This window comes from Pedobacter ghigonis, from assembly GCF_903166585.1.
In the GTDB taxonomy this organism is placed as follows: domain Bacteria; phylum Bacteroidota; class Bacteroidia; order Sphingobacteriales; family Sphingobacteriaceae; genus Pedobacter; species Pedobacter ghigonis.
Window position 1 is genome coordinate 44,448 of the sequence record NZ_CAESCM010000017.1, and the last position, 21,083, is coordinate 65,530.

Genomic DNA, 21,083 nt, shown 5'->3' on the forward strand with positions numbered 1-21,083 from the left:
ATATCCTTAAAATAATTAGCTTTTAGAGAAAAGCTTTGCAAATGAATGCTACATATACAGCTACAGCTGCATTACAAGGGCATAATTATGGATGAGTATTAGTAGTATTTTATGCTTTTTTATTGTAAACAGTAGTTTCAGGCTGTGTAAACGGGATTAACTAAAAAATTAATCAACTAACTATCAATACATTAAAAATTAATTCAAAATAAATACTACTAAATCCATAGATATTATATACTTATTTCTATATTTGCTGAACATTAATCATTAACTAAAATATGGTGTTAAACAATTAAATGCAAAAACAATGTCAATCTATTTTCAGTTTCCGGCTATTGATGAGTATCCAAATTTAGCCTATCCGCTAAAAACAGCGCAACAGGATGCACAGCAAAACATAGATGAAGATAGAATTATACAGGAACAGCTTGCTGAACTTAAAGATTTTTTAGCCTTAAAACCTGTTTAACCTATTACATGGCCAGTTGACCGATTGGAAGGTTGGAGTTTCATAAACTTTTTACGATGGTTCGAATCCATTACTAGGCCGCTAAGTGTATTTCATAGCACTTTATACTGATCCTGCTCAGGTCAGTTAAGATTTGGTTATCTTATATTTGTTTTGTTGTTAGCAAAGGCTACCCGCGATGGGTAGCCTTAACTTTTTTACGTCATTCTGAATAATGATCCTTAAACAATAGAGTGAGCCCTGACCTATCTTCACTACCATTCACAGACCCGATAGAAGATTAGTCATCTCGATCCGATAGCTATCGGATGAAGCGCAGCGAAATGCCTGCCCGTACAGGCGGGGAGAGATCTTTAAATAGATTTAGCTTCGCTGAGCACTGCGTGGTTCTCGACTACGTTGCACTTCGCTCGAAATGACGACTCCGAAGGGGCTGTCACTAATATTGATTTTTATGAAATAAATTAACCACCAGCATAACAAGAGCCTCTTATTTTAAAATTCTTAAAACTTTTTATTTCGTTTGTGGTTATTTATATAATTCACATTATACTAATCTTTTACAGATTAATTTGTTTGGTTTAAAAAGGGGATTTATGGATATAAATCCCTTTTCTTTTATGGCAGAATTTTAAATCCTATATTTAGCCATACCAATTTCACTACCCTATTTTAGATGAACAGAAAACATTTCCTTTCTTCATTTATTGCAGCCACCGCTGCACTTCCGGCATTTAAAACTTTAGCCAATACCATCGAAAGTGAAAGTTCATCGTTCAAAATACCGCCTTATTTAAAAGCTGGGGATACGATTGGAATCACCAGTCCTGCCGGATACATTACTTTGGAGCAGATTGAACCATCGGTTTTACAAATGCAAAGCTGGGGCTTTACCATCAAAGTGGGCGATACAATTGGTAAGCGCGATTTTACTTACGGTGGCACAGACGAAGAAAGGTTAGCCAATTTTCAGCAAATGTTGAATGACCCAAATGTTAAGGCCATTATGTGCGCCCGAGGTGGTTACGGTTTTGTACGGATTATCGATCAGCTTGATTTTTCGGCCTTTAAAAGAAACCCAAAATGGATTATTGGCTTTAGCGACATAACCGTTATTCATTGTCACCTGTCCAAAAATTTTGGCATTGCCTCTATTCATTCAAAAATGTGCAATAGCTTCCCCGATGATTGGGCCAAAGCAGAACCGATACAGATTGAAACCATTTTATCCATAAAGAATGCTTTAACCGGCGAACAAATGGGTTATACCGCCTCTTTAAATAGTAATAATCGTTTTGGAAAAACCGATGGAATTTTAGTCGGCGGAAACCTAAGCATTATTGAAACCCTGGCGGGTAGCAACTCTGATTTAGACACCAAAAATAAAATACTATTTATTGAAGATACCGGCGAATACCTCTACAGTATCGACAGAATGTTATGGAATTTAAAACGTAGCGGCAAGCTCAAAAACCTGAAAGGCCTCATTGTAGGCGGTTTTAAGGTTAAACCCGAGGATGCAGGCGAAGAATTTGGCAAAACCATTTACGATATTGTTCTCGAAAAGGTAAAGGAATACACCTACCCTGTTGCCTTCGATTTCCCGGTTGGACACCAACGCAATAATTTTGCGTTAAAATGCGGTGCTAACCATACCTTTATCGTTAATGAAAGTGGTGCAACGCTGAGATGCATTTAAAAATGTGATTACATCATTAACCATGAGAGCCCCTAAAACTTTAGGGATCTAATATCTCTCAGGTGGTAAATACATTTCTTTTAAATATTTAAGTGTGCGCTTAAATAAAAATCTAAACACTTTGGTACCTAAACTGGTCAAAAAAAACAGGCAAGGCTACGTCATAATAATATATGCTACTTTGGGTGATCTCAAAGTTCACCCTTTTCATCTCTACATTTCTCGCATTGGTCTCAATTAAAGAATTACTGGCATAAGCGGATATATTTTTGTGTTTAACAGTTAGAAAAACAACACAAAATTTATTCGCCATGAGCAGATACATCCAATATATTATCATAACCGTTTTATCGGTTTCAGCTTTTTTGGCAAAGGCGCAGGAGGTTCCAAAAGTATGGGATCTGAAAACGGCCATTGAATATGCCAAAGAAAAGAACATCAACATCAATACCCTTAAATTGAGCAGCCAAACTGCCCAGCAGGATTTAATTGCTTCAAAATCGGCTGTACTACCTAATTTAACGGGCAACGTATCGCAGGCACTTACCAATTATAAATCCGGTCTGCAAAACACCAGTGGCTTCGGTTTAAACTCTGATATAACCCTGTATAACGGAAGTTATTTAAAAAACGATATCAAAGCAAAAGAGCTCAGCCTGCAAACTGCAAACCTTTCTGTAGAGGCCGCAAAAAATGATATTACCATTTCTATAACACAGGCCTACCTTAATATTTTGCTGGCAAGAGAAAACATTACTTACTTAAAAGATTTGTTATCCACCAGCGAAGCACAAGTTAAACAGGCCGAACAGCAACTAAAGTTTGGTACTATAGCTAAAAAAGATTTGTTGCAACTTCAGGCTACTTATGCTAACGACAAATACACTTTAGTTACCGCACAGAACACACTACAGCAGAATATTTTAACGCTAAAACAACTCTTACAGATTCCAACCGCAAATGCTTTCGAAGTTAGTACAACCGATACTGTTCAAACAGCCCCGGTTCTTGATAATCTGGCATCCGCACAGGATAAAGCCTTGCGTACACGCCCGGAAATAAAAAGTGGCGAATTAAATATTCAACTCCAAACCACCAATCTTGAAAAAGCAAAATCGACCTTACGTCCTACTTTAAGTTTAGGCGGCTCACTTTACACAGGCTACAACAATAACAATATTGGTGGCTACGGTTATCAGCTAAATAACAGCTTCTATCAGAATTTAGGCTTAACCTTATCTATTCCCATATTCGACAGAAAGGTGACCAAAACCAATGTAGCAAAGGCCAATATCAGTATTGAACAGACCCGTTTATCACTTTTAGATACCAAAACTACTTTAACACAAAATGTAGAACGTGCCTACATTAATGTTCAAAATGCTAACAGCCAGTATGCAGCTGCGCAAGAACAGTTTAACTACACCGGTGAAGCCCTGAGGATTTCGAATGCTGCGCTAAAAGAAGGCACCAATAATATCGTAGAAAACCTGCAGCAAAAGAATTTGTATGTACAGGCTTTGCAGGCTTTTGTTCAGGCTAAATACACAGCTAACCTTTATACCCGAATCTACAACTTTTATACAGGCATACCGATAACTAACTAAAAAATAATAAGATGACTACTACTTAGTCAATTAAATATTTAAATCATGAAGAAGAAAACAATATTCATAATCGCTGGCTTAGCCCTCGCTATATTGGCCATCTGGTATTTTGCTTTACGTAAAAAAGAAGAGGTAATTGTACTGCAAACAGAAAAACCCACTGTTGGTTACATATCAGAAAATGTAACTGCTACCGGCAAAGTGCAGCCGGTTGATACCGTTGCAGTTGGTACGCAGGTTTCGGGAACCATCAAAACCTTGTATGCCGATTTTAACTCGAAGGTTAAGAAAGGACAATTATTGGCCGAGTTGGATAAAACCTTATTTGAAGCCACAGTAAACCAGTATCAGGCCAACCTGGTGAGCGCACAAAGTGCATTAATCTATCAGCAGGGAAATTTTGGCCGTCAGAATAACTTATATAAAGTTGGGGCAGTAAGCAAAGCTGATTACGACAATGCGCTTTACACTTACAACGCAGCAAAAGCATCTGTAAATAGCATAAAGGCCCAGCTGGCTTCTGCTCAAAAGAACCTTTCGCTGGCCAGCATTTACTCGCCTATTGATGGAACTGTACTTTCGAGAAGCGTAAGTGAAGGTACCACTGTTGCAGCAAGTTTCAGTACGCCAACTATTTTCAGTATTGCTAAAGACCTAACTAAAATGCAGGTAGAAGCATCGGTTGATGAAGCAGATGTGGGCAATATCAGCAAAGATGAACGTGCTACTTTTACAGTTGATGCTTATTTGAACGATACTTTCAACGGTGCTATTCAGGACATCAGATTAAGCCCATCCATTTCATCGAATGTGGTAACCTATAAAACCATTATTAAAACCGCAAATAATGATAACAAGTTAAAACCGGGCATGACAGCTAATATAACCATCTTCACCAAAGAAGTTAATAATGCAATGCTGATATCGGCAAAAGCAATTAAATATACTCCCGATTCGACATTGGCAGGCAAATACCAAATGACCTGGATTAATCCTGACAGAAAACCAGCTGGTGCTAACGAAGCGTATGTTTGGGTTGAAAAAGGGCCGAAAGAACTTGTTCAGAAAAAAATAAAAACCGGTATTAACGACAATACCCATGTTGAGGTCTTATCGGGATTAGCGGCAAACGATAGCGTGATTAATGGAGCACAAACCATGGGCAAAGCAGCAGCAGCCGGCCAAAGTCAGGCCAGTCCTTTTATGCCAAAACGCCCGGGAAGAAACAACAGGAAATAATGGAAAAGAAGATATTAGATATACACGATCTGAAACGCGAGTTTGTAATGGGCGATCAAACGGTACGGGCACTGAAAGGAATTACTTTCGATATTAAGGCCGGTGAGTTTGTAACCATTATGGGAAGCAGCGGTTCTGGCAAAACCACACTTTTAAATATTTTAGGTTGTTTGGATAAACCTAGTGATGGCATTTATCACCTGGATGGTGTTGATGTGAAAAGTCTGGATAAAGATGAACTGGCAGGGTTAAGAAACACCAAAATCGGTTTTGTTTTTCAGGCTTACAATCTTTTACCCAGAACATCAGCTCTGGAAAATGTAGAGCTACCCCTGTTTTACAACAAAACAATTAGCGCAGAAGAACGGAAAGAAAGGGCCATAAAATCGCTCGAATCGGTAAAGCTAGCCGAACGTTTTGATCATACACCAAGTCAGCTTTCGGGTGGGCAGCAACAGCGTGTAGCCATTGCCAGGGCATTGGTAAACCATCCGGTAATGATTTTAGCTGATGAGGCGACAGGAAATTTAGATACCAGAACTTCGTATGAAATTATGGCCCTGATGCAGGAGCTAAATGCGGAAGGAAAAACAATCGTTTTTGTAACCCACGAGCCCGATATCGCGGCTTTTAGTACCCGTACCATTATGCTGCGCGATGGAAAAATTCAGAAAGACAGCATTAACACCAATCAGCGTTCGGCAAAAGAGGCATTGGCCAGTTTGCCCGAAACAGACGATTACTAATTAATAAAGACATGGGCATTTTAAATTTATTGAAAATAGCTTTCAAGGCACTAAAAAGAAATAAACTGCGTGCATTTTTAACCATGCTAGGTATTATTATCGGTGTTGCAGCGGTTATAGCCATGATGGCTATTGGCGAGGGCTCGAAACAGAGTATCAGATCTTCATTGTCAGGTATGGGATCGAACATGATTACCATTATGCCACAAAGCAACGAACCTGGAGGTGTAAGATTACAGGGAAGCAGTATTCAAACACTTAAACTGGAAGATGTTACAGCCATTCAAAAACTAAGATCGAATAATATTAATGGTTTATCGCCAGTGGTTTCTACGAGCGGACAGGCCATTAAAGGCTCATACAACTGGCCTACAAGTATACAGGGGGTTAGCCCCGATTATCTGAATATCCGCCAGCTAAAATTAAAGGATGGCATTCTTTTCTCAGAAAACGATGTAAAAAGTTTTGCCAAGGTTTGTTTATTGGGTCAAACCGTTATCAGTAACTTATTTCCCGATGGCAGCAACCCAATCGGCCAGATTATCCGTTTTAAGAACATCCCTTTTCAGGTAATTGGCATTTTGGAACCAAAAGGACAGAGTAATTTTGGCCAGGATCAGGATGATATTATTTTGGCTCCATATACCACTGTTCAAAAAAGAATTACAGCTACCAATTACCTCCAAAGCATTTACGCATCTGCAACAACCGAAGCCAGCAGCGATGCAGCCACTACCGAAATCAGTAACGCCATCCGCGAAAGTCATCGCCTAACCACTGCAGAAAGCGATGATTTTCAGGTACGTACTCAGGTCGAACTCATTAGTACCATTAGCTCAACCAGCAGCATGTTAACAGTACTACTAACAGCAATTGCCGGCATTTCACTTTTTATAGGTGGTATTGGGATCATGAATATCATGTATGTTTCGGTAACCGAACGCACAAGGGAAATTGGCTTGCGCATGTCGATAGGTGCACGTGGACGCGATGTTTTGATGCAATTTTTAATTGAGGCAGTTTTAATCAGCATAACAGGCGGAATTATCGGGGTGTTTTTAGGCGTTAGCTCAGCCTACCTTATCTCCTATTTCTTAAACTGGCCCATTTTAATTTCTGAGTCATCCATTGTTATTTCTTTTGTGGTTTGCGCAGTAACAGGTGTATTTTTCGGCTATTATCCGGCTAAAAAAGCATCCAGTCTCGATCCAATCGATGCCTTAAGATATGAGTAAGTATCTGGAAATTTTCAGATGCCGAAACTCTTTATATATCATTACCCGTATTGAAATTAATTGAGCGCCACAAAGCAGGAAAAACGGAATAAATAATAACTTAGCTATGCAAAGTGCGAAACAAAAAATAATGACGATCAATTTTTCGAAAAAGTGGATAAAAGTAACCCTGCATATTTTGGTATGGGTAGTTTTAATTACCCTCCCTTACATCATCAATTTAAACAGGAGCCGCCCGCCTCATCAGTTGACCAGATTTCAGGAACTCCAGTTTTTAAGGCTCAATTTCATCAGCTATTTTTACTGGATCGCTATTTTTTACCTCAACAGCTTTGTGCTGATTCCAAAATTCTTCTACCCAAAAAAATACATTCTTTATGCTTTAGGTTTTATTTGTAGCCTGCTTCTGGCTATTGTTATCCATGCCATCCTCTTTAAAATCCTCCTGCCCGATTTCAGTTTCAACCTTGGCCGAACCCTGTGGTTTAATACACCTACTTTTTTATTAACCATGGCAGCAAGTACAGCTTTTACCATGATTGCCGACCGGATTTTGGAAGAGAAAAGAACTTTACAGCGCGAGCAGGAAAACATGAAAACAGAGCTTTCCTTTTTACGTTCGCAGATTAGTCCGCATTTTATTTTCAATGTTTTAAATAATATTGTGGCACTCGTACGTCTAAAAAGCGATGAGCTTGAGCCTACAGTAATTAAGCTATCAGGTTTAATGCAATATATGCTGTACGAAACTGACGAGGAAAAAGTATCGCTCAAAACAGAAACTGAATACCTGCAGGCTTACATCGACCTGCAAAAACAGCGTTTTGGCAAAAAAGTAGATATCGAAACCCATATCGATATTGAAAGTGATTTTGATGAGATTGAACCCATGCTCCTTATTCCCTTTATCGAAAATGCCTTTAAACATGGGGTTGGCATGATTGAAAACCCGCAGATTTTAATTAATTTAAAAACAGAAGATGATATTTTAACGTTTGAAGTTAAAAACAAGTTTAATCCGGAGAAAAATGAAATTAAAGATCCTTCTTCGGGAATTGGCCTGCCAAATGTAACCCGAAGATTAAATTTACTATACAAAAACCAGCACCAGCTAAACATTGATAAAACAAATAACTGGTATAATGTAAGTTTAACGCTAAAATTAACCACATGATAAAGTGTTTAGCCATTGATGATGAGCCTTTAGCCCTGCAATTACTGGCTGATAACATTAGCCGGATACCTTTTTTACAACTGGTGGCCAGTTGCGATGATGCTTTTGCAGCCAACAAAATTATGCAGGAACAAGCTATCGATCTTATTTTTATTGATATTCAAATGCCAGGGATAACCGGCTTACAGTTTATTCAAAGCCTGGTTAAAAAACCCATGGTGATTATTGTTACCGCTTACAAACAGTATGCACTTGATGGTTTTGCTTTGGATGTGGTAGATTACCTGATGAAACCGGTTTCGCTTGACCGTTTTATGAAAGCCTGCAATAAAGCCAAAGACCTCTTCGGACTCATGCAGGCAGCCGGGCAAAACAACCAGGCCAGGCAAGATTATATGTTTGTAAATGTTGGCTACAGCCTGATGAAGATTAACTTTAGTGAGATTACTTACATCGAGGGCCTTAAAGATTACATCCAGATTCATTTAGATACCAATCCCAGAGCGGCTGTTGTACGCATGAGTATGAAAAGCATGGAAGAACAATTGCCGCAAAACTTTGAAAGAATACACAAATCTTTCGTTATAAATACCGATAAGGTTACCTCAATCCGTAAAAATGCAGTATTTATCGGCGAAAAAGAAATACCTGTAAGCGAAAGCTATAAACAGGCTATCGAAAAGCTACTTAAATAATTGAGTGTTCCCGATTATTAAAAAATCTGACAATCACAATCACGCATCCAAAAAACAAAAAGCATCAATTAAGGCTCCTGTTAAGCTTTAATTGATGCTTCTGTAAAAGTTAAATCTTATTGATCTTGCTAAACGGTTTTCACTTCGTTTTCGGCATAATCCTCTATATCAGTAATATAACCGTTAACCAGCAAGAAATCAAACAAAGGTTTAGCATCTGGTGTAACCGGCATATTGGTGGTATTAATTACCTGATTGGTCTTTTTATCTAAGAACGGGTAAGCAAATAAACGTACATTGGTATTAAACATATCGTTTACATAGCTTAATAACTGCCCCGAGTAATTATCGCCTTTAAAATTCGACGAATTAAATACAAATTTTAAGTTATTGATGTTGGTGGCTAAACCTACACTTTTCGGTTTACAACGTGCCAGATACTTGGCCAACCGGTTATGGCGGGTAAAGTTCGATACGATAACAATGTTTCCGGTATCGCACATTTCCTGCGTACGTTTAGCTACGGCAACCAGGTCAATATCATCAGGGGTTTCGTGTGCATCGGTTAATACATTGGTTAATAAAACCTCAATCATTACCGCAAGATTACCTTCTTCTACTTTATTGGTACGCTTAAACTGATCGGTTGCTTTGTTGAACAAACTAAAGTTAGGCAAAGATTTCTGACCGTATTTGGTCCTTAAAATCATGATATCCTTCTTGTACAAGAGATCTTTTGCCTGACGTGGATGTGCATCTGCATCAAAAATTGCTGCTGCCGAGAAATCTTTCATAATCATGTACAGATTAAGCAAAATATTGTCGACACCTTCAAATGCAGGTCCTTTAACGGAAATTAAATCGATTTCTACCGAATCAATTGTTAAGTTATCAGCCAGCGATTCGACCATTAACTTAGGGTCCTGACAATGGTAAAAGGCGGCATAAACCAGATTCACTCCGATAATACCCAAAACACGTTGTTGCATGTTTACATCTGTATCGAGTAAACGAACGTGGAAAAAAATCTCGTTTGGTAAACCTCCCGGCTCATTCTGGAAACAAATACCAACCCAACCATGCGGCTCGTTAGTACGTTTATAATTTAAGGTTGTTACCGTGTCGGCAAAAGCAAAAAAAGTACGGCTTTCGTATTTTTCGCCCGATAAACGTTCGGTTAATAAACCAAATTCATGATCGAGCATTTGTAAAAGCCTGTTCTGACTAACATAACGGCCATTAGCCTCGGCTCCGTAAATGGCATCACTAAAGGTCATATCGTAAGCCGACATGGTTTTAGCCACCGTTCCAGATGCTGCACCGGCATTAAAAAAGTTCCGCGAAACTTCCTGACCTGCACCTATTTCGGCAAAAGTGCCATAAATACGAGGGTCAAGGTTTATTTTAAGTGCTTTACGCTTCGTATCCAGAATTTCTCTCTCCATGGCGCAAAAGTACAAAATTTTGAGATTAAGCTAATTTTAAGTCTGTAACTTAAAATCAATCTAAATACCGAAATTCTCAGATGGGCTCCCAATAGCGCTAAAAAATAAGGTTAATGCCATCCAGCATTAACCTTATAAAACCTAAACTTAAACTATTATGAAAAACCCTCTTTCGAGAATATTTTGATTACGATACTACAATTTCTTTGTGTTGTAATTTAGCATCGTCTTTTTTGCTGATGTTGATACTTAAAATACCATCTTTATATTCGGCAGTAATTTTATCGCCATCGGCAGTATCTGGTAAATTGAATGATCTTGCAAATGAGCTGTAATCAAACTCTTTACGGGTAAAATCTTTAGCTACCTGGGTTTCGTCTTTTTTAACTTCTGCCCAAACAGAAAGCGTATCTTTTTTTAAATTGATTTGAAAATCTTCTTTCTTTAAACCTGGTGCAGCCAATTCAATCACATAAGCAGTTTCACTTTCGTGAATATTTACATTTGGCGATTTATCAACCGCTTTGTTTTTAGTTATCGCATCGCTAAACAATGAATCAAAAACATTGTTAAAGTAAGGAGCTGTGTTACGGGTTCTGTTGTTAAAATTTACAAGTGTCATATCTCTAATTTTTTATTTTTTTAATTTGATAATACACCTTATTCAACTTACATACCAAACCATTTTTTTATGATTTTTAAGACATTTTGGCAAAAACAAAACAAAACAAAAGACAAAACGTCAGTTTTAAGCGGTTTTTCAGACAAATTCAACTATAAAACGGATGTACCTTTGCGCTTTATCGACTTCGATATGATGGGACACGTGAATAATTCCGTGTATTTCACCTATCTCGAAATTGCCAGAAGCCAGTATTGGGAAGAAATTATTAAATGGAACTGGAAACAAACCGGGATTGTAATTGCCCATGCCGAACTGGATTACATTTTACCCATTTTACAGCACGATAAAATCGCCATTCATGTTAAAACATCAAGAATTGGTGACACCAGTTTCGATCTCGAATACCAGATCGTAAAATTGAAAGGAAATGAAGAGATTATTTGCAGCAGGGGAAAAACTGTTTGTATTGCAATCGATTATGCCACCAAACGGCCAACAGCAATACCAGATGCAGAAAAACAGAAAATGCTGAGTTTTGAACAATTAACCTCCTGAAAGAGTTGTCATTTCGAGCACAGTACTCCGCTCGAAATGACAACTCTTTTTTGTATACCCGTTAAAGATTAGACACATCCGGCATTATTTTACCAGGGTTTAAAATTCCATTGGGATCGAAAACCTGTTTAATTCCACGCATTAAATTCAAATGAATTTCGGAATACTTGATTGGCATAAATTCTTTCTGTACCAAGCCAATCCCATGTTCACCAGATAAGGTACCACCCAGAGCTGTAGTGAGTTCAAAAATTTCGGCAATACCAGATTTGAGTTTGGTTTTCCAATCTTCATCGCTCATTCCGGCTTTTATGATGTTTACGTGCAGGTTACCATCGCCGGCGTGCCCATAGCAAACGCTTTCAAAACCGTACCGGCCACCAATTTCCTTAATACCGTTTACCAGTTTAGGTAAAGCAGCGCGCGGCACAACAGTATCTTCTTCTTTGTAAACCGAATTTGATTTTACCGATTCGGCCATAGTTCTGCGCATACGCCAAAGCTCTTCTTTCTGGCTGGCAGTATCGGCAAACAAAACTTCCGTACATTTATGTTCTTCTAAAACGATATTGGTTTTTTCGCAGTTTTTAAAAATATCATCTAAATCATCGCCATCGAATTCAATCATCAGCAGAGCCGCAACATCATCTTTTAAATCAAACTTAATATCGTCGAATTTAATTACCCACTCCACTCCTTTTCGTTCCATAAATTCTAAGGCCGATGGTGTTACTCCAGTCCTAAAAATAGCCGAAACTGCAGCACAGGCATCTTCGTTGGTACTAAAAGAGCCCATCATCAATACCGATTGTGAGGGTTTAGGCAATAGCTTGGTTACAATTTTGGTTACCACGCCTAAAGTGCCTTCCGAGCCAATCATCAGCTGAGTTAAATTATAACCCGAAGCATATTTTAAGGTATTGGCACCTGTCCAGATGATATCGCCGTTAGGTAAAACTACCTCCAGGTTTAAAATATATTCGCGAATGGTACCGTATTTTACTACACGCGGTCCGCCCGAACCATGCGCTACATTACCGCCAATAAAGCAAGAACCCTTGCTGCTCGGATCGACCGGATACAGCAAGCCTTTTTCGGCAACAGCATTGATAAATTCTTCGGTAATTACACCTGGCTCAACAGTAGCCTGCAGATTTTCGGTATCAATATCTAAAATGGATTTAAATTTTTCCATCGATAAAGAAACGCCACCGTAAATGGGCAGAGCGGCACCACTTAAGCCTGTACCACCACCGCGGGGCGTTACCGGCACATGGTGAGCATTACAGATTTTTAAGAGAGCCGAAATTTCTTCGGGTGTAGTAGGTTTTACCACAACCTCGGGCTGGTAGCGCAAATCTTCGGTTTCGTCGTGACTATAGTTTTCTAAGCTTTCTGTATCGGTAAAAACCTTATCTGCACCAATTGCTGAGGTGATTTCTGCTAAAATTTCGGTATTTATTTTGGTAAAATTCATTTTAATTGGCTGCTGAGTAACTAAGTTTAACAAAAGAATGGCCTATCTGTCCGGGCATTGGCGGATTAAGCTTTTTCATGCTTACCTCTATCTTTTCTACAAAGGGATAAATTTCGATCACTTTAGAGATGATGTTATTCAAAACGGTTTCCAATAGCTTTTGGGTATTTTTCATTTCCGCCCTGATAATGCTGTTCAAATCTTCGTAATTAACGGTTTGCACCAGTTCATCATCAAATCCTACTGGCGTAAATTCGGTCGTTAAATCTATAATAAAATGATTTCCAGTCAATTGTTCTTCCGGATAATAGCCGTGCAAGGCAAAGCATTTTACATCTTTTAAAGCTACGGTTTGTTTTATGTGGCCCATCTATGTTTTGTATGTTGCAAAATTAAATTTTTATTCACGAATATAATGCCCATTGCCGTAAATTGTTACCTTTGAAATGAACCCAATTGCTTAACCAGATTAGTAAACAACCATGAGCAAATCAGCAAAAAAAGACTTATACGAAGCGCCAGACTATTATTTATTGGACGAATTGTTAACCGATGAGCATAAACTAATCCGTGCAACAGCGCGCGAATGGGTAAAAAAAGAAGTAAGCCCTATTATTGAAGATTATGCCCAAAGAGCCGAATTTCCCAAACATTTAATAAAAGGATTGGCTGATATAGGTGCTTTTGGTCCGACTATTCCGGTTGAATATGGGGGCGCAGGTTTAGATTATACCGCCTACGGCATTTTAATGCAGGAAATAGAGCGTGGCGATTCGGGTATCCGTTCTACCGCATCTGTTCAGGGCTCTTTAGTTATGTACCCGATTTATGCTTATGGTACAGAAGAACAGCGTAAAAAATACCTGCCTAAACTGGCCAGTGGCGAAATGATGGGTTGTTTTGGCTTAACCGAACCTGATCATGGTTCGAATCCGGGCGGCATGGTAACCAACATTAAAGATGCAGGGAGCCATTATATTTTAAATGGAGCTAAAATGTGGATCAGCAATGCACCCTTTGCCGATATTGCAGTAGTTTGGGCGAAAGATGAAGCCGGTAAAATCAGGGGAATGGTTGTTGAGCGTGGCATGGAAGGTTTTTCTACTCCCGAAACACACAATAAATGGAGCTTAAGGGCTTCGGCCACAGGCGAACTGGTATTTGATAACGTGCAAATCCCGAAAGAAAATGTTTTCCCCGAAATAAGCGGACTCAAAGGGCCCCTGGGCTGCTTAAACCAGGCACGTTACGGCATTGCCTGGGGTGCATTAGGCGCAGCGATGGATTGTTACGATACTGCGCTACGTTATTCGAAAGAGCGCGTACAGTTTGGTAAGCCTATTGGTGGTTTCCAGCTTCAGCAGAAAAAACTGGCTGAAATGGTTACCGAAATTACCAAAGGTCAGCTTTTGGTTTGGCGTTTGGGTACACTGAAAAGCGAAAACCGTGCAACTGCCGAACAGATATCGATGGCAAAAAGAAACAGTGTAGAAATTGCCCTGGATATTGCCCGTAACGCCCGCCAGATGCTTGGTGGAATGGGTATTACAGGCGAATACTCGATTATGCGTCACATGATGAATTTAGAATCTGTTGTAACCTACGAAGGCACTCATGATATACACTTACTGATTACCGGAATGGATGTAACCGGATTAAACGCCTTTAAATAAAACGAACTTTTATCATAACAATTACAACATCTTAACTTTACATAAATCACCTTACTTTTACAATTTATAGTCTAAAATATTTTATGGATTTTAAAAAATATACCTATATATCCGCACCACCAGAAGAAGTTTATTTAGCACTTACCAAAGAAACCAGTATTAAATTATGGACTGGTGCCGAAGTTGAGTTTGAAGAAGTACCTGAAACTGAATTTTCTTTTTGGGATGGAGATATTACAGGAAAAAATATTGAATTTATTTACGGCAAGCAGATTGTACAGCAATGGTATTTTGGCGAAGATAACGAGCCTTCTATTGTAACCATAAAACTGCACGAAGATAAAAAAGGTACTTCATTGGAATTTAAGCAAACCAATATTCCTGATGAAGATTATAAAGATTTCACTGAAGGGATCCAGGCATATTTCCTGGGTGGATTGGTAGATTTCTTTGACGAATAGATCAGATAAACAAAAAAATGAAAACTAAAATTACCGCTCTCGCTTACTCCTTACTCCTCTTATTATCATTCAGTTCTTGCTCTACTTTTCTTACTCCAGCAATTATGGGGAACAATATGGGCTATCTACCCCGGGCCATGGGTGCAGATAGTATTAAAACTTTAACCCATGTTTCTGCGAGTTATGCCGGTTCTGTGTCGCCAGATGGCGGAATTGATTTCGAAATGGGAATGATAAATTTAAGCCGCGCAAAAACCTTCGAAAAATCTAATGTATCCTACGGAGTTTTCGCCTATACCGGCACTTCTTCTTATGGAGATATCAATAAGAACGCTTTAGAAAACTCAAGCGATGATCTTCCCTATTTTAAAAAATCTGTACGTGGTATTGGCTTAAGGTTCTCTACAGGCCTGCACAGCACTTCAATTAATGGGAACACCGATTTTAGGTTTATTAACCTTGAAAATGCATTAAGTTTTGAAGGAGGCGATTACACTAAATTTAGACAAGAAGTTTACAGCAGCAAAATACCTGATTACGTAGCCGTTACCAATAGAAAAGTGCTTTGGACTACCGGATTATCAACTGAGGTAATCTGAAGGGCTAGGCGCGCTCATGACATTAGACACGCCTTTCGGCTTTTTATCGGTGGTACGCCTAATTTTGTAAATAGCTTTAGATACGGTACCAGCGCAGCAGAAGATATTAAAGGAAAAAATTCTATAGGCTGGGTTTTTAATTATTTCTTATCGATAAAGCGCTTTTCTCTTTCTTACGAATTGGCCAATAACGTAAATTTTGCCAATAAGATCAGCTTAGGCTATTCATTCCAATAAAACATAATTGATTTGATGCTGTTCTGTTGTAAACTTAATCGTTATGAACAGAACCGTAGGACTTGTATTAATCGTTATTGGTATAGCCATGCTCATTTGGACAGGCTTTACCTACACCAAAAAAGAAAAACTGGTAGATGCTGGCCCAATCCAGATCTCTGCTGATAAAGAAAAATCGGTTAACTGGCCTCCCTATGTTGGCGGAATTATTTTGGTAGCCGGGGTATTTGTGCTGGTGGCTTCCAGAAAAAAATAATTTGTCTTGCTGGACTTGTCGATAATATTAAGGTATTCCGACAAGCCCAAACCGACATGTTTTTTTATAATTCAGTGCTATAAACTGATCTTATAGCATCTCTTAAATTGTATTTTGAAGCCATAACCTCACCATAAGCGCCCGCACTACGGATAGCAAAAATATCACCTCTGAACGATTCAGGTTGTTCTACCTCTTTACCAAAACAATCTGTACTTTCGCAAATTGGTCCAACGATATCGTATTTAAATAAGCCTGGAGTTTGGAGCTTGGCGCTTGGAGTTTGAGATAAGTTCTCAATTTTATGATAAGCCTGATATAAAGCTGGGCGCATCAATTCAGTCATACCAGCATCTAAAACTACAAAATTCTTTTTCTTACCTTTTTTAATGTATAACGCCCGTGTAATTAACGAAGCCGATTGGCCAACCAATGCCCTGCCCAGTTCGAAATGTACTTCCTGACCGGCTTTAACTTCTAAAAATTCATTAAAAATTTTAAAGTAAGCTTCAAAATCAGGAATCTGGTTATCAGGATTATGATAATCGATCCCTAAACCACCACCAACGTTTAAAACTTTTAAAGTAAAGCCTTTATCTTCAAACCAGGTCGCAAATTCGTTTACACGTACGCAAAGGTTTTTATAAACATCTAAATTGGTAATTTGCGAACCAATATGGAAGTGGATTCCGATGAATTTTAAGTTAGCAGAAGCTTTTAAAGTATCGGCACACTCTGGTAAATCCCAAGAGTTGATACCAAATTTATTTTCATCCAAACCGGTTGTAATGTTGTGGTGCGTATGTGCATCTACATTAGGGTTAATACGGATGGCTACCTGAGCCGTTTTACCTTTTTTAGCCGCCAATTCATTTAACACTTCCAGTTCCTGGATCGACTCTACATTGAAGCAAAAAATATCAAGATCAAGTGCTTCATTTATTTCCTTATCTGATTTACCCACTCCGGCAAAAACAATTTTACCGGCTTCAAAGCCTACTTCAACGGCCCTTCTCACTTCGCCTGCACTCACACAATCGGCACCGAAACCAATACCTTTAATCTGCTCAAGCAAAACAGCATTGAAGTTAGCCTTCAACGCGTAATGGATATGAAACTGGTACGGAGCAGCAGCATCTGCGCAGGTGCGCAAAGTTTTCTGCAACAACTCCGTATCATAATAGTAAAAAGGTGTTTCTATATTGTTAAACTTTGATATATCTTTATCGGCGAACATGTTCAAATTCCTTATTATAATTTTAATTTTATTCTTTGGGCTGGTATATATAGGTAACTACCTCGATTTAAAGCACGGAAGAATTACCCATAAACAATACAATGGCAAAATCCGGTTTTTTATCGTTTTACTGCTCATTGTATTATTTCTCATATTTATCAAAAAATGAAGATAGCAGCAGCCCTATTTATTGTGCTTATCCTTTCGCTTGGCTTATTTAATTCCTGCAAAAAGTATAAAAACGGATTATTACCAGCAAACTTTCTGGCGGTTCATTTCCTTATCGGATTGCTGGTAATAACCGGTGCGTTTTTTCTCTTATTCGAATAAACGGTTGTGCAGGCTTCTTAAAGCTTCAGTTTTATATTCGCTTAAAATTAAAAGCGATACGTTGTAATTGCTGCCACCGTAAGAAATCATGCGGATTGGAATGTGTTTTAAACCTTCCAAAACCCTACTTGCAAAGCCATGTTTTTCTGAACCGAAATCGCCTACTACACACACAATGCTGTGATCGGTATCTACTTCAACTGTTCCGAAGCTTTCCAGTTCTTCGATAATCTGTGGTAAATGAGCTGTTTCATCAATCGTTAACGATACGGCCACCTCAGAAGTAGTAATCATATCGATTGGTGTTTTATAGCGTTCAAATACTTCGAAAACCCTGCGCAAGAAACCATAAGCCAATAACATGCGGCTGGATTGAATACGGATTGCCGTAATGCCATCTTTGGCTGCAATTGATTTAATTTTTCCTTTTTCACTATCGTGCGTAATTAAAGTACCGGCAGCGGCTGGCTCCATGGTATTTAATAAACGAACCGGAATTTTATATTTCTGTGCCGGGAAAACCGACTGAGGGTGTAAAATTTTCGCACCAAAGTAAGCTAACTCGGCCGCTTCATCAAATGATAACTGGGCAATCGGCTTAGTTCCTTTCACAATACGCGGATCGTTGTTGTGCATCCCGTCAATATCCGTCCAGATTTGAACTTCTTCGGCCAGAATTGCAGCACCCAATAATGATGCAGTGTAATCACTTCCACCACGACGCAGGTTATCAACTTCGCCAAAACTGTTGCGGCAAATGTAACCCTGGGTAATAAACAGCTTGTTATCTTTATGCTGCTCCAATAATGGCATTAAATGTTTGGTGGTAAAAGGAATATCCGGTTCGTTATCCTCATCCGTTTTCATAAAATCCAGAGCTGGCAACAATACTGAAGGTACGCCAATAGATTTTAAATAAATGTGGTATAAAGTTGTAGATAACAATTCGCCCTGCGCCAAAACAACTTTTTCTTCAATTGGAGTAAAAAGGTCGTTAGCCAAGCCAGCTAAAAAGCCAAAGTGGTAATCAATTACTTCATTTCCCTGCTCCTGAAATTCGGCAGCCGGCAAAAGCTCTATTACAAAGGTTTTATATTTTTGGTAAAGGTTTTCGACGCACTCGCTTCCCTTCTTCTTATCACCAGCTAAAAAATGATTTGCAATTTCTACTAAACTGTTTGTGGTACCAGACACAGCTGATAGTACCACAATCTGCTCTTCATTTGGATTAATAATATCCAATAATTTCGTCATGCGCTCGGGACTACCTACAGAAGTACCCCCAAATTTTAATATTTTCATCTAGTTCTTTGTTGTTTTTCCCGGCGAAAAAGCGGTGGCAACTTTCTAAGTTTACAACTATTTTAAAAAAGTTACAGTCTACCCACTTTAATACCGGATTTTCTTTATTATTGTATCGGGGCGTGAAAATAAGCAAAACAAGCTTAAAAGCAACATCCTCAACAAAATAAAATTTGGATGAATGAAATTAAATAGGTTTTTAGCCAAACTTCATCCATCAAAATTTGTTCAATACCAGATATTAAATTTAAAAAACAGCTCAATGCAAGCAATTGATCAATCAACGCAAGCCACAATTAATCAGTGGTTAAGTGGAAATTATGATGAGAATACCAAGGCCGAAATTCAGGCTCTTGTTGATAAAGATGCAACTACCGAATTAACCGATGCCTTTTATAAAAGTTTAGAGTTTGGTACCGGTGGTTTACGCGGTATTATGGGTGCCGGTTCAAACCGCATTAACAAATATACCATTGGTACTGCTACACAGGGCTTGGCCAACTATTTAAACAATAAATATCCTAACGAAAAGATTAAAGTTGCCATTGCACACGATAGCCGTAACAATTCTGACTATTTTGCTAAAATTACTGCCGATGTTTTCTCTGCAAACGGTATTCATGTTTATTTCTTTTCGGCATTAAGGCCAACTCCCGAATTATCTTTCGCAGTGCGTCATTTTGGTTGCAAAAGCGGTGTAATGTTAACGGCATCGCACAACCCGAAAGAGTATAATGGTTATAAAGCTTATGGTGCTGATGGAGGCCAGTTTACTTCTCCTGATGATAAGCTGGTTATTGATGAAGTAAATAAAATTAAAAGCATTGATGAGGTTAAATTTGACCGCGTAGATGCAAACATCGAATTAATTGGTGAAGATGTAGATAAACTGTACCTGGATGGCATCACTGCTTTGTCGATCTCACCAGAAGCGATTAAAAGACAGCACGATTTAAAAATTGTGTTTTCTCCTATCCACGGAACTGGTATTACCCTGGTACCAAAAGCACTTGAGCAATTTGGTTTTACCAATGTAACGGTGGTTGAAGAACAAAGCAAACCGGATGGAAATTTCCCTACGGTTGTTTATCCAAACCCTGAAGAAAAAGAGGCCCTTACTTTGGCCATGAACAAGGCAAAAGAAATCGATGCCGATTTGGTTTTAGCTACCGACCCTGATGCAGACCGTGTGGGTATTGCTGTGAAAGACAATAACGGCGAGTGGGTGTTATTAAACGGTAACCAAACCGGTTGTTTACTCATTAACTATTTATTGTCGGCCTGGCAGGAAAGCGGAAAACTGGATGGCAATCAGTTTATCGTGAAAACTATTGTTACCTCTAACCTGATTGAGGAAATTGCCAAAAAGAAAAATGTAACCTACTACAATACTTTAACCGGCTTTAAATATATCGGCCAGTTAATGACCGAACTGGAAGGTAAAAAATACTTTATTGGTGGTGGTGAAGAAAGTTATGGTTACCTGATTGGTGATTTGGTACGTGATAAAGATGCAGTAGTTTCTGCTGCTTTTATTGCCGAAATGACCGCTTATTATAAAGATAAAGGTGCCAGCTTGTACAATGCTTTGTTAGATATGTATGTAGAGTACGGTTTATATAAGGAAGATCTGGTATCGTTAACCAAAAAAGGAAAAACCGGCGCCGAAGAAATTAAAGCCATGATGGTTAAATTCAGGGAGAACCCTCCTGCCAGTCTTGGTGGTTCTAAAGTTTCGGTACTTAAAGATTATGAATTAAGCCAGGAAACGGATTTGGCTACTGGTAAGGTTACCAAACTGGATTACCCTACCTCTGATGTTTTACAGTTTATTACTGCCGATGGAAGCATTGTTTCTGCCCGTCCGAGTGGTACCGAGCCAAAAATTAAATTCTATTGCAGTGTAAATGCACCATTAGCTGACAGAAAAGATTTCGAAAAAGTAAATGCAGCCTTAGGTGACAAAATTAAAGCAGTAATGACTGATTTGCAGGCATAGTTTTTTAGCATAGCAAAAAA

At 38.7% G+C, this 21,083-nt stretch carries 20 protein-coding genes and 1 tRNA gene; 15 read left to right on the forward strand and 6 right to left on the reverse strand.

Annotated features, from left to right (window positions below; genetic code table 11):
* Positions 1-310: 310 nt before the first annotated feature.
* The 9 genes from HWV58_RS20740 to HWV58_RS20780 all read left to right on the forward strand — a co-directional run bounded on the left by HWV58_RS20740 (position 311) and on the right by HWV58_RS20780 (position 8,867).
* Positions 311-472 carry a hypothetical protein gene (locus HWV58_RS20740; RefSeq protein ID WP_175635923.1) on the forward strand — a complete coding sequence of 54 codons (162 nt, stop codon included), beginning with the start codon at positions 311-313 and terminating at the stop codon, positions 470-472.
* 10 nt (positions 473-482) lie between these two features.
* Positions 483-553, forward strand: a tRNA-Met gene (locus tag HWV58_RS20745).
* A 595-nt stretch (positions 554-1,148) separates the two neighbouring features.
* Positions 1,149-2,171, forward strand: coding sequence for a S66 peptidase family protein (locus tag HWV58_RS20750; RefSeq protein ID WP_175635924.1), 1,023 nt, complete (start codon positions 1,149-1,151; stop codon positions 2,169-2,171).
* 311 nt (positions 2,172-2,482) lie between these two features.
* The gene (locus tag HWV58_RS20755; RefSeq protein ID WP_175635925.1) at positions 2,483-3,778 is read left to right on the forward strand and encodes a TolC family protein; all 1,296 of its coding nucleotides are present in this window, start codon (positions 2,483-2,485) and stop codon (positions 3,776-3,778) included.
* A 45-nt stretch (positions 3,779-3,823) separates the two neighbouring features.
* Positions 3,824-5,017, forward strand: a complete 1,194-nt coding sequence (locus tag HWV58_RS20760; protein ID WP_175635926.1) for an efflux RND transporter periplasmic adaptor subunit — start codon at positions 3,824-3,826, stop codon at positions 5,015-5,017.
* On the forward strand, positions 5,017-5,763 hold the full coding sequence (locus HWV58_RS20765) for an ABC transporter ATP-binding protein (protein ID WP_317174807.1): 747 nt from the start codon (positions 5,017-5,019) through the stop codon (positions 5,761-5,763). The genes HWV58_RS20760 and HWV58_RS20765 overlap by 1 nt, the downstream gene beginning before the upstream one ends.
* 11 nt (positions 5,764-5,774) lie before the next feature.
* The gene (locus tag HWV58_RS20770) at positions 5,775-6,998 is read left to right on the forward strand and encodes an ABC transporter permease (protein WP_175635927.1); all 1,224 of its coding nucleotides are present in this window, start codon (positions 5,775-5,777) and stop codon (positions 6,996-6,998) included.
* Between the two features lie 130 nt (positions 6,999-7,128).
* Positions 7,129-8,172, forward strand: coding sequence for a sensor histidine kinase (locus HWV58_RS20775; RefSeq protein ID WP_175635928.1), 1,044 nt, complete (start codon positions 7,129-7,131; stop codon positions 8,170-8,172).
* Positions 8,169-8,867, forward strand: a complete 699-nt coding sequence (locus HWV58_RS20780; RefSeq protein ID WP_175635929.1) for a LytR/AlgR family response regulator transcription factor — start codon at positions 8,169-8,171, stop codon at positions 8,865-8,867. The genes HWV58_RS20775 and HWV58_RS20780 overlap by 4 nt, the downstream gene beginning before the upstream one ends.
* A gap of 128 nt (positions 8,868-8,995) precedes the next feature.
* Here HWV58_RS20780 and HWV58_RS20785 read toward each other — a convergent pair whose 3' ends face one another.
* Both HWV58_RS20785 and HWV58_RS20790 read right to left on the reverse strand, forming a co-directional pair.
* Positions 8,996-10,312, reverse strand: a complete 1,317-nt coding sequence (locus HWV58_RS20785) for a nicotinamide mononucleotide adenylyltransferase (RefSeq protein ID WP_175635930.1) — start codon at positions 10,310-10,312, stop codon at positions 8,996-8,998.
* 187 nt (positions 10,313-10,499) lie between these two features.
* Positions 10,500-10,934, reverse strand: coding sequence for an Hsp20/alpha crystallin family protein (locus HWV58_RS20790; protein WP_175635931.1), 435 nt, complete (start codon positions 10,932-10,934; stop codon positions 10,500-10,502).
* Positions 10,935-11,003: 69 nt separating this feature from the next.
* Here HWV58_RS20790 and HWV58_RS20795 point away from each other — a divergent pair, with 69 nt between their 5' ends.
* A complete protein-coding gene (locus HWV58_RS20795) occupies positions 11,004-11,492 on the forward strand; it encodes an acyl-CoA thioesterase (RefSeq protein ID WP_175635932.1) in 489 nt (162 codons plus the stop codon).
* Between the two features lie 61 nt (positions 11,493-11,553).
* Here the strand turns inward: HWV58_RS20795 and HWV58_RS20800 are convergent, their stop codons facing one another.
* Together HWV58_RS20800 and folB are read right to left on the reverse strand one after the other, a co-directional pair.
* Positions 11,554-12,969, reverse strand: a complete 1,416-nt coding sequence (locus HWV58_RS20800) for an FAD-binding oxidoreductase (protein ID WP_175635933.1) — start codon at positions 12,967-12,969, stop codon at positions 11,554-11,556.
* Position 12,970: 1 nt separating this feature from the next.
* Entirely contained in the window at positions 12,971-13,339 is a 369-nt protein-coding gene (gene folB / locus HWV58_RS20805; RefSeq protein WP_175635934.1) for a dihydroneopterin aldolase, read from the reverse strand.
* Positions 13,340-13,451: 112 nt separating this feature from the next.
* Here folB and HWV58_RS20810 point away from each other — a divergent pair, with 112 nt between their 5' ends.
* The 4 genes from HWV58_RS20810 to HWV58_RS20825 all read left to right on the forward strand — a co-directional run bounded on the left by HWV58_RS20810 (position 13,452) and on the right by HWV58_RS20825 (position 16,195).
* Complete coding sequence (locus HWV58_RS20810; RefSeq protein WP_175635935.1) at positions 13,452-14,642, forward strand: acyl-CoA dehydrogenase family protein; 1,191 nt, start codon at positions 13,452-13,454, stop codon at positions 14,640-14,642.
* Between the two features lie 83 nt (positions 14,643-14,725).
* Positions 14,726-15,103, forward strand: a complete 378-nt coding sequence (locus tag HWV58_RS20815) for an SRPBCC domain-containing protein (RefSeq protein WP_175635936.1) — start codon at positions 14,726-14,728, stop codon at positions 15,101-15,103.
* Positions 15,104-15,120: 17 nt separating this feature from the next.
* The gene (locus HWV58_RS20820; protein ID WP_175635937.1) at positions 15,121-15,702 is read left to right on the forward strand and encodes a hypothetical protein; all 582 of its coding nucleotides are present in this window, start codon (positions 15,121-15,123) and stop codon (positions 15,700-15,702) included.
* A gap of 280 nt (positions 15,703-15,982) precedes the next feature.
* Positions 15,983-16,195 (forward strand): hypothetical protein, encoded by a 213-nt coding sequence (locus HWV58_RS20825; RefSeq protein ID WP_175635938.1) that lies wholly within the window; start codon positions 15,983-15,985, stop codon positions 16,193-16,195.
* 64 nt (positions 16,196-16,259) lie between these two features.
* On the opposite strand, the gene lysA is transcribed toward HWV58_RS20825, so the two are convergent.
* On the reverse strand, positions 16,260-17,432 hold the full coding sequence (gene lysA / locus HWV58_RS20830; RefSeq protein WP_175635939.1) for a diaminopimelate decarboxylase: 1,173 nt from the start codon (positions 17,430-17,432) through the stop codon (positions 16,260-16,262).
* Positions 17,433-17,750: 318 nt separating this feature from the next.
* A complete protein-coding gene (locus HWV58_RS20835) occupies positions 17,751-19,064 on the reverse strand; it encodes an aspartate kinase (RefSeq protein WP_175635940.1) in 1,314 nt (437 codons plus the stop codon).
* Positions 19,065-19,326: 262 nt separating this feature from the next.
* Here HWV58_RS20835 and HWV58_RS20840 point away from each other — a divergent pair, with 262 nt between their 5' ends.
* Entirely contained in the window at positions 19,327-21,063 is a 1,737-nt protein-coding gene (locus HWV58_RS20840; RefSeq protein ID WP_175635941.1) for a phospho-sugar mutase, read from the forward strand.
* Positions 21,064-21,083 lie beyond the last annotated feature (20 nt).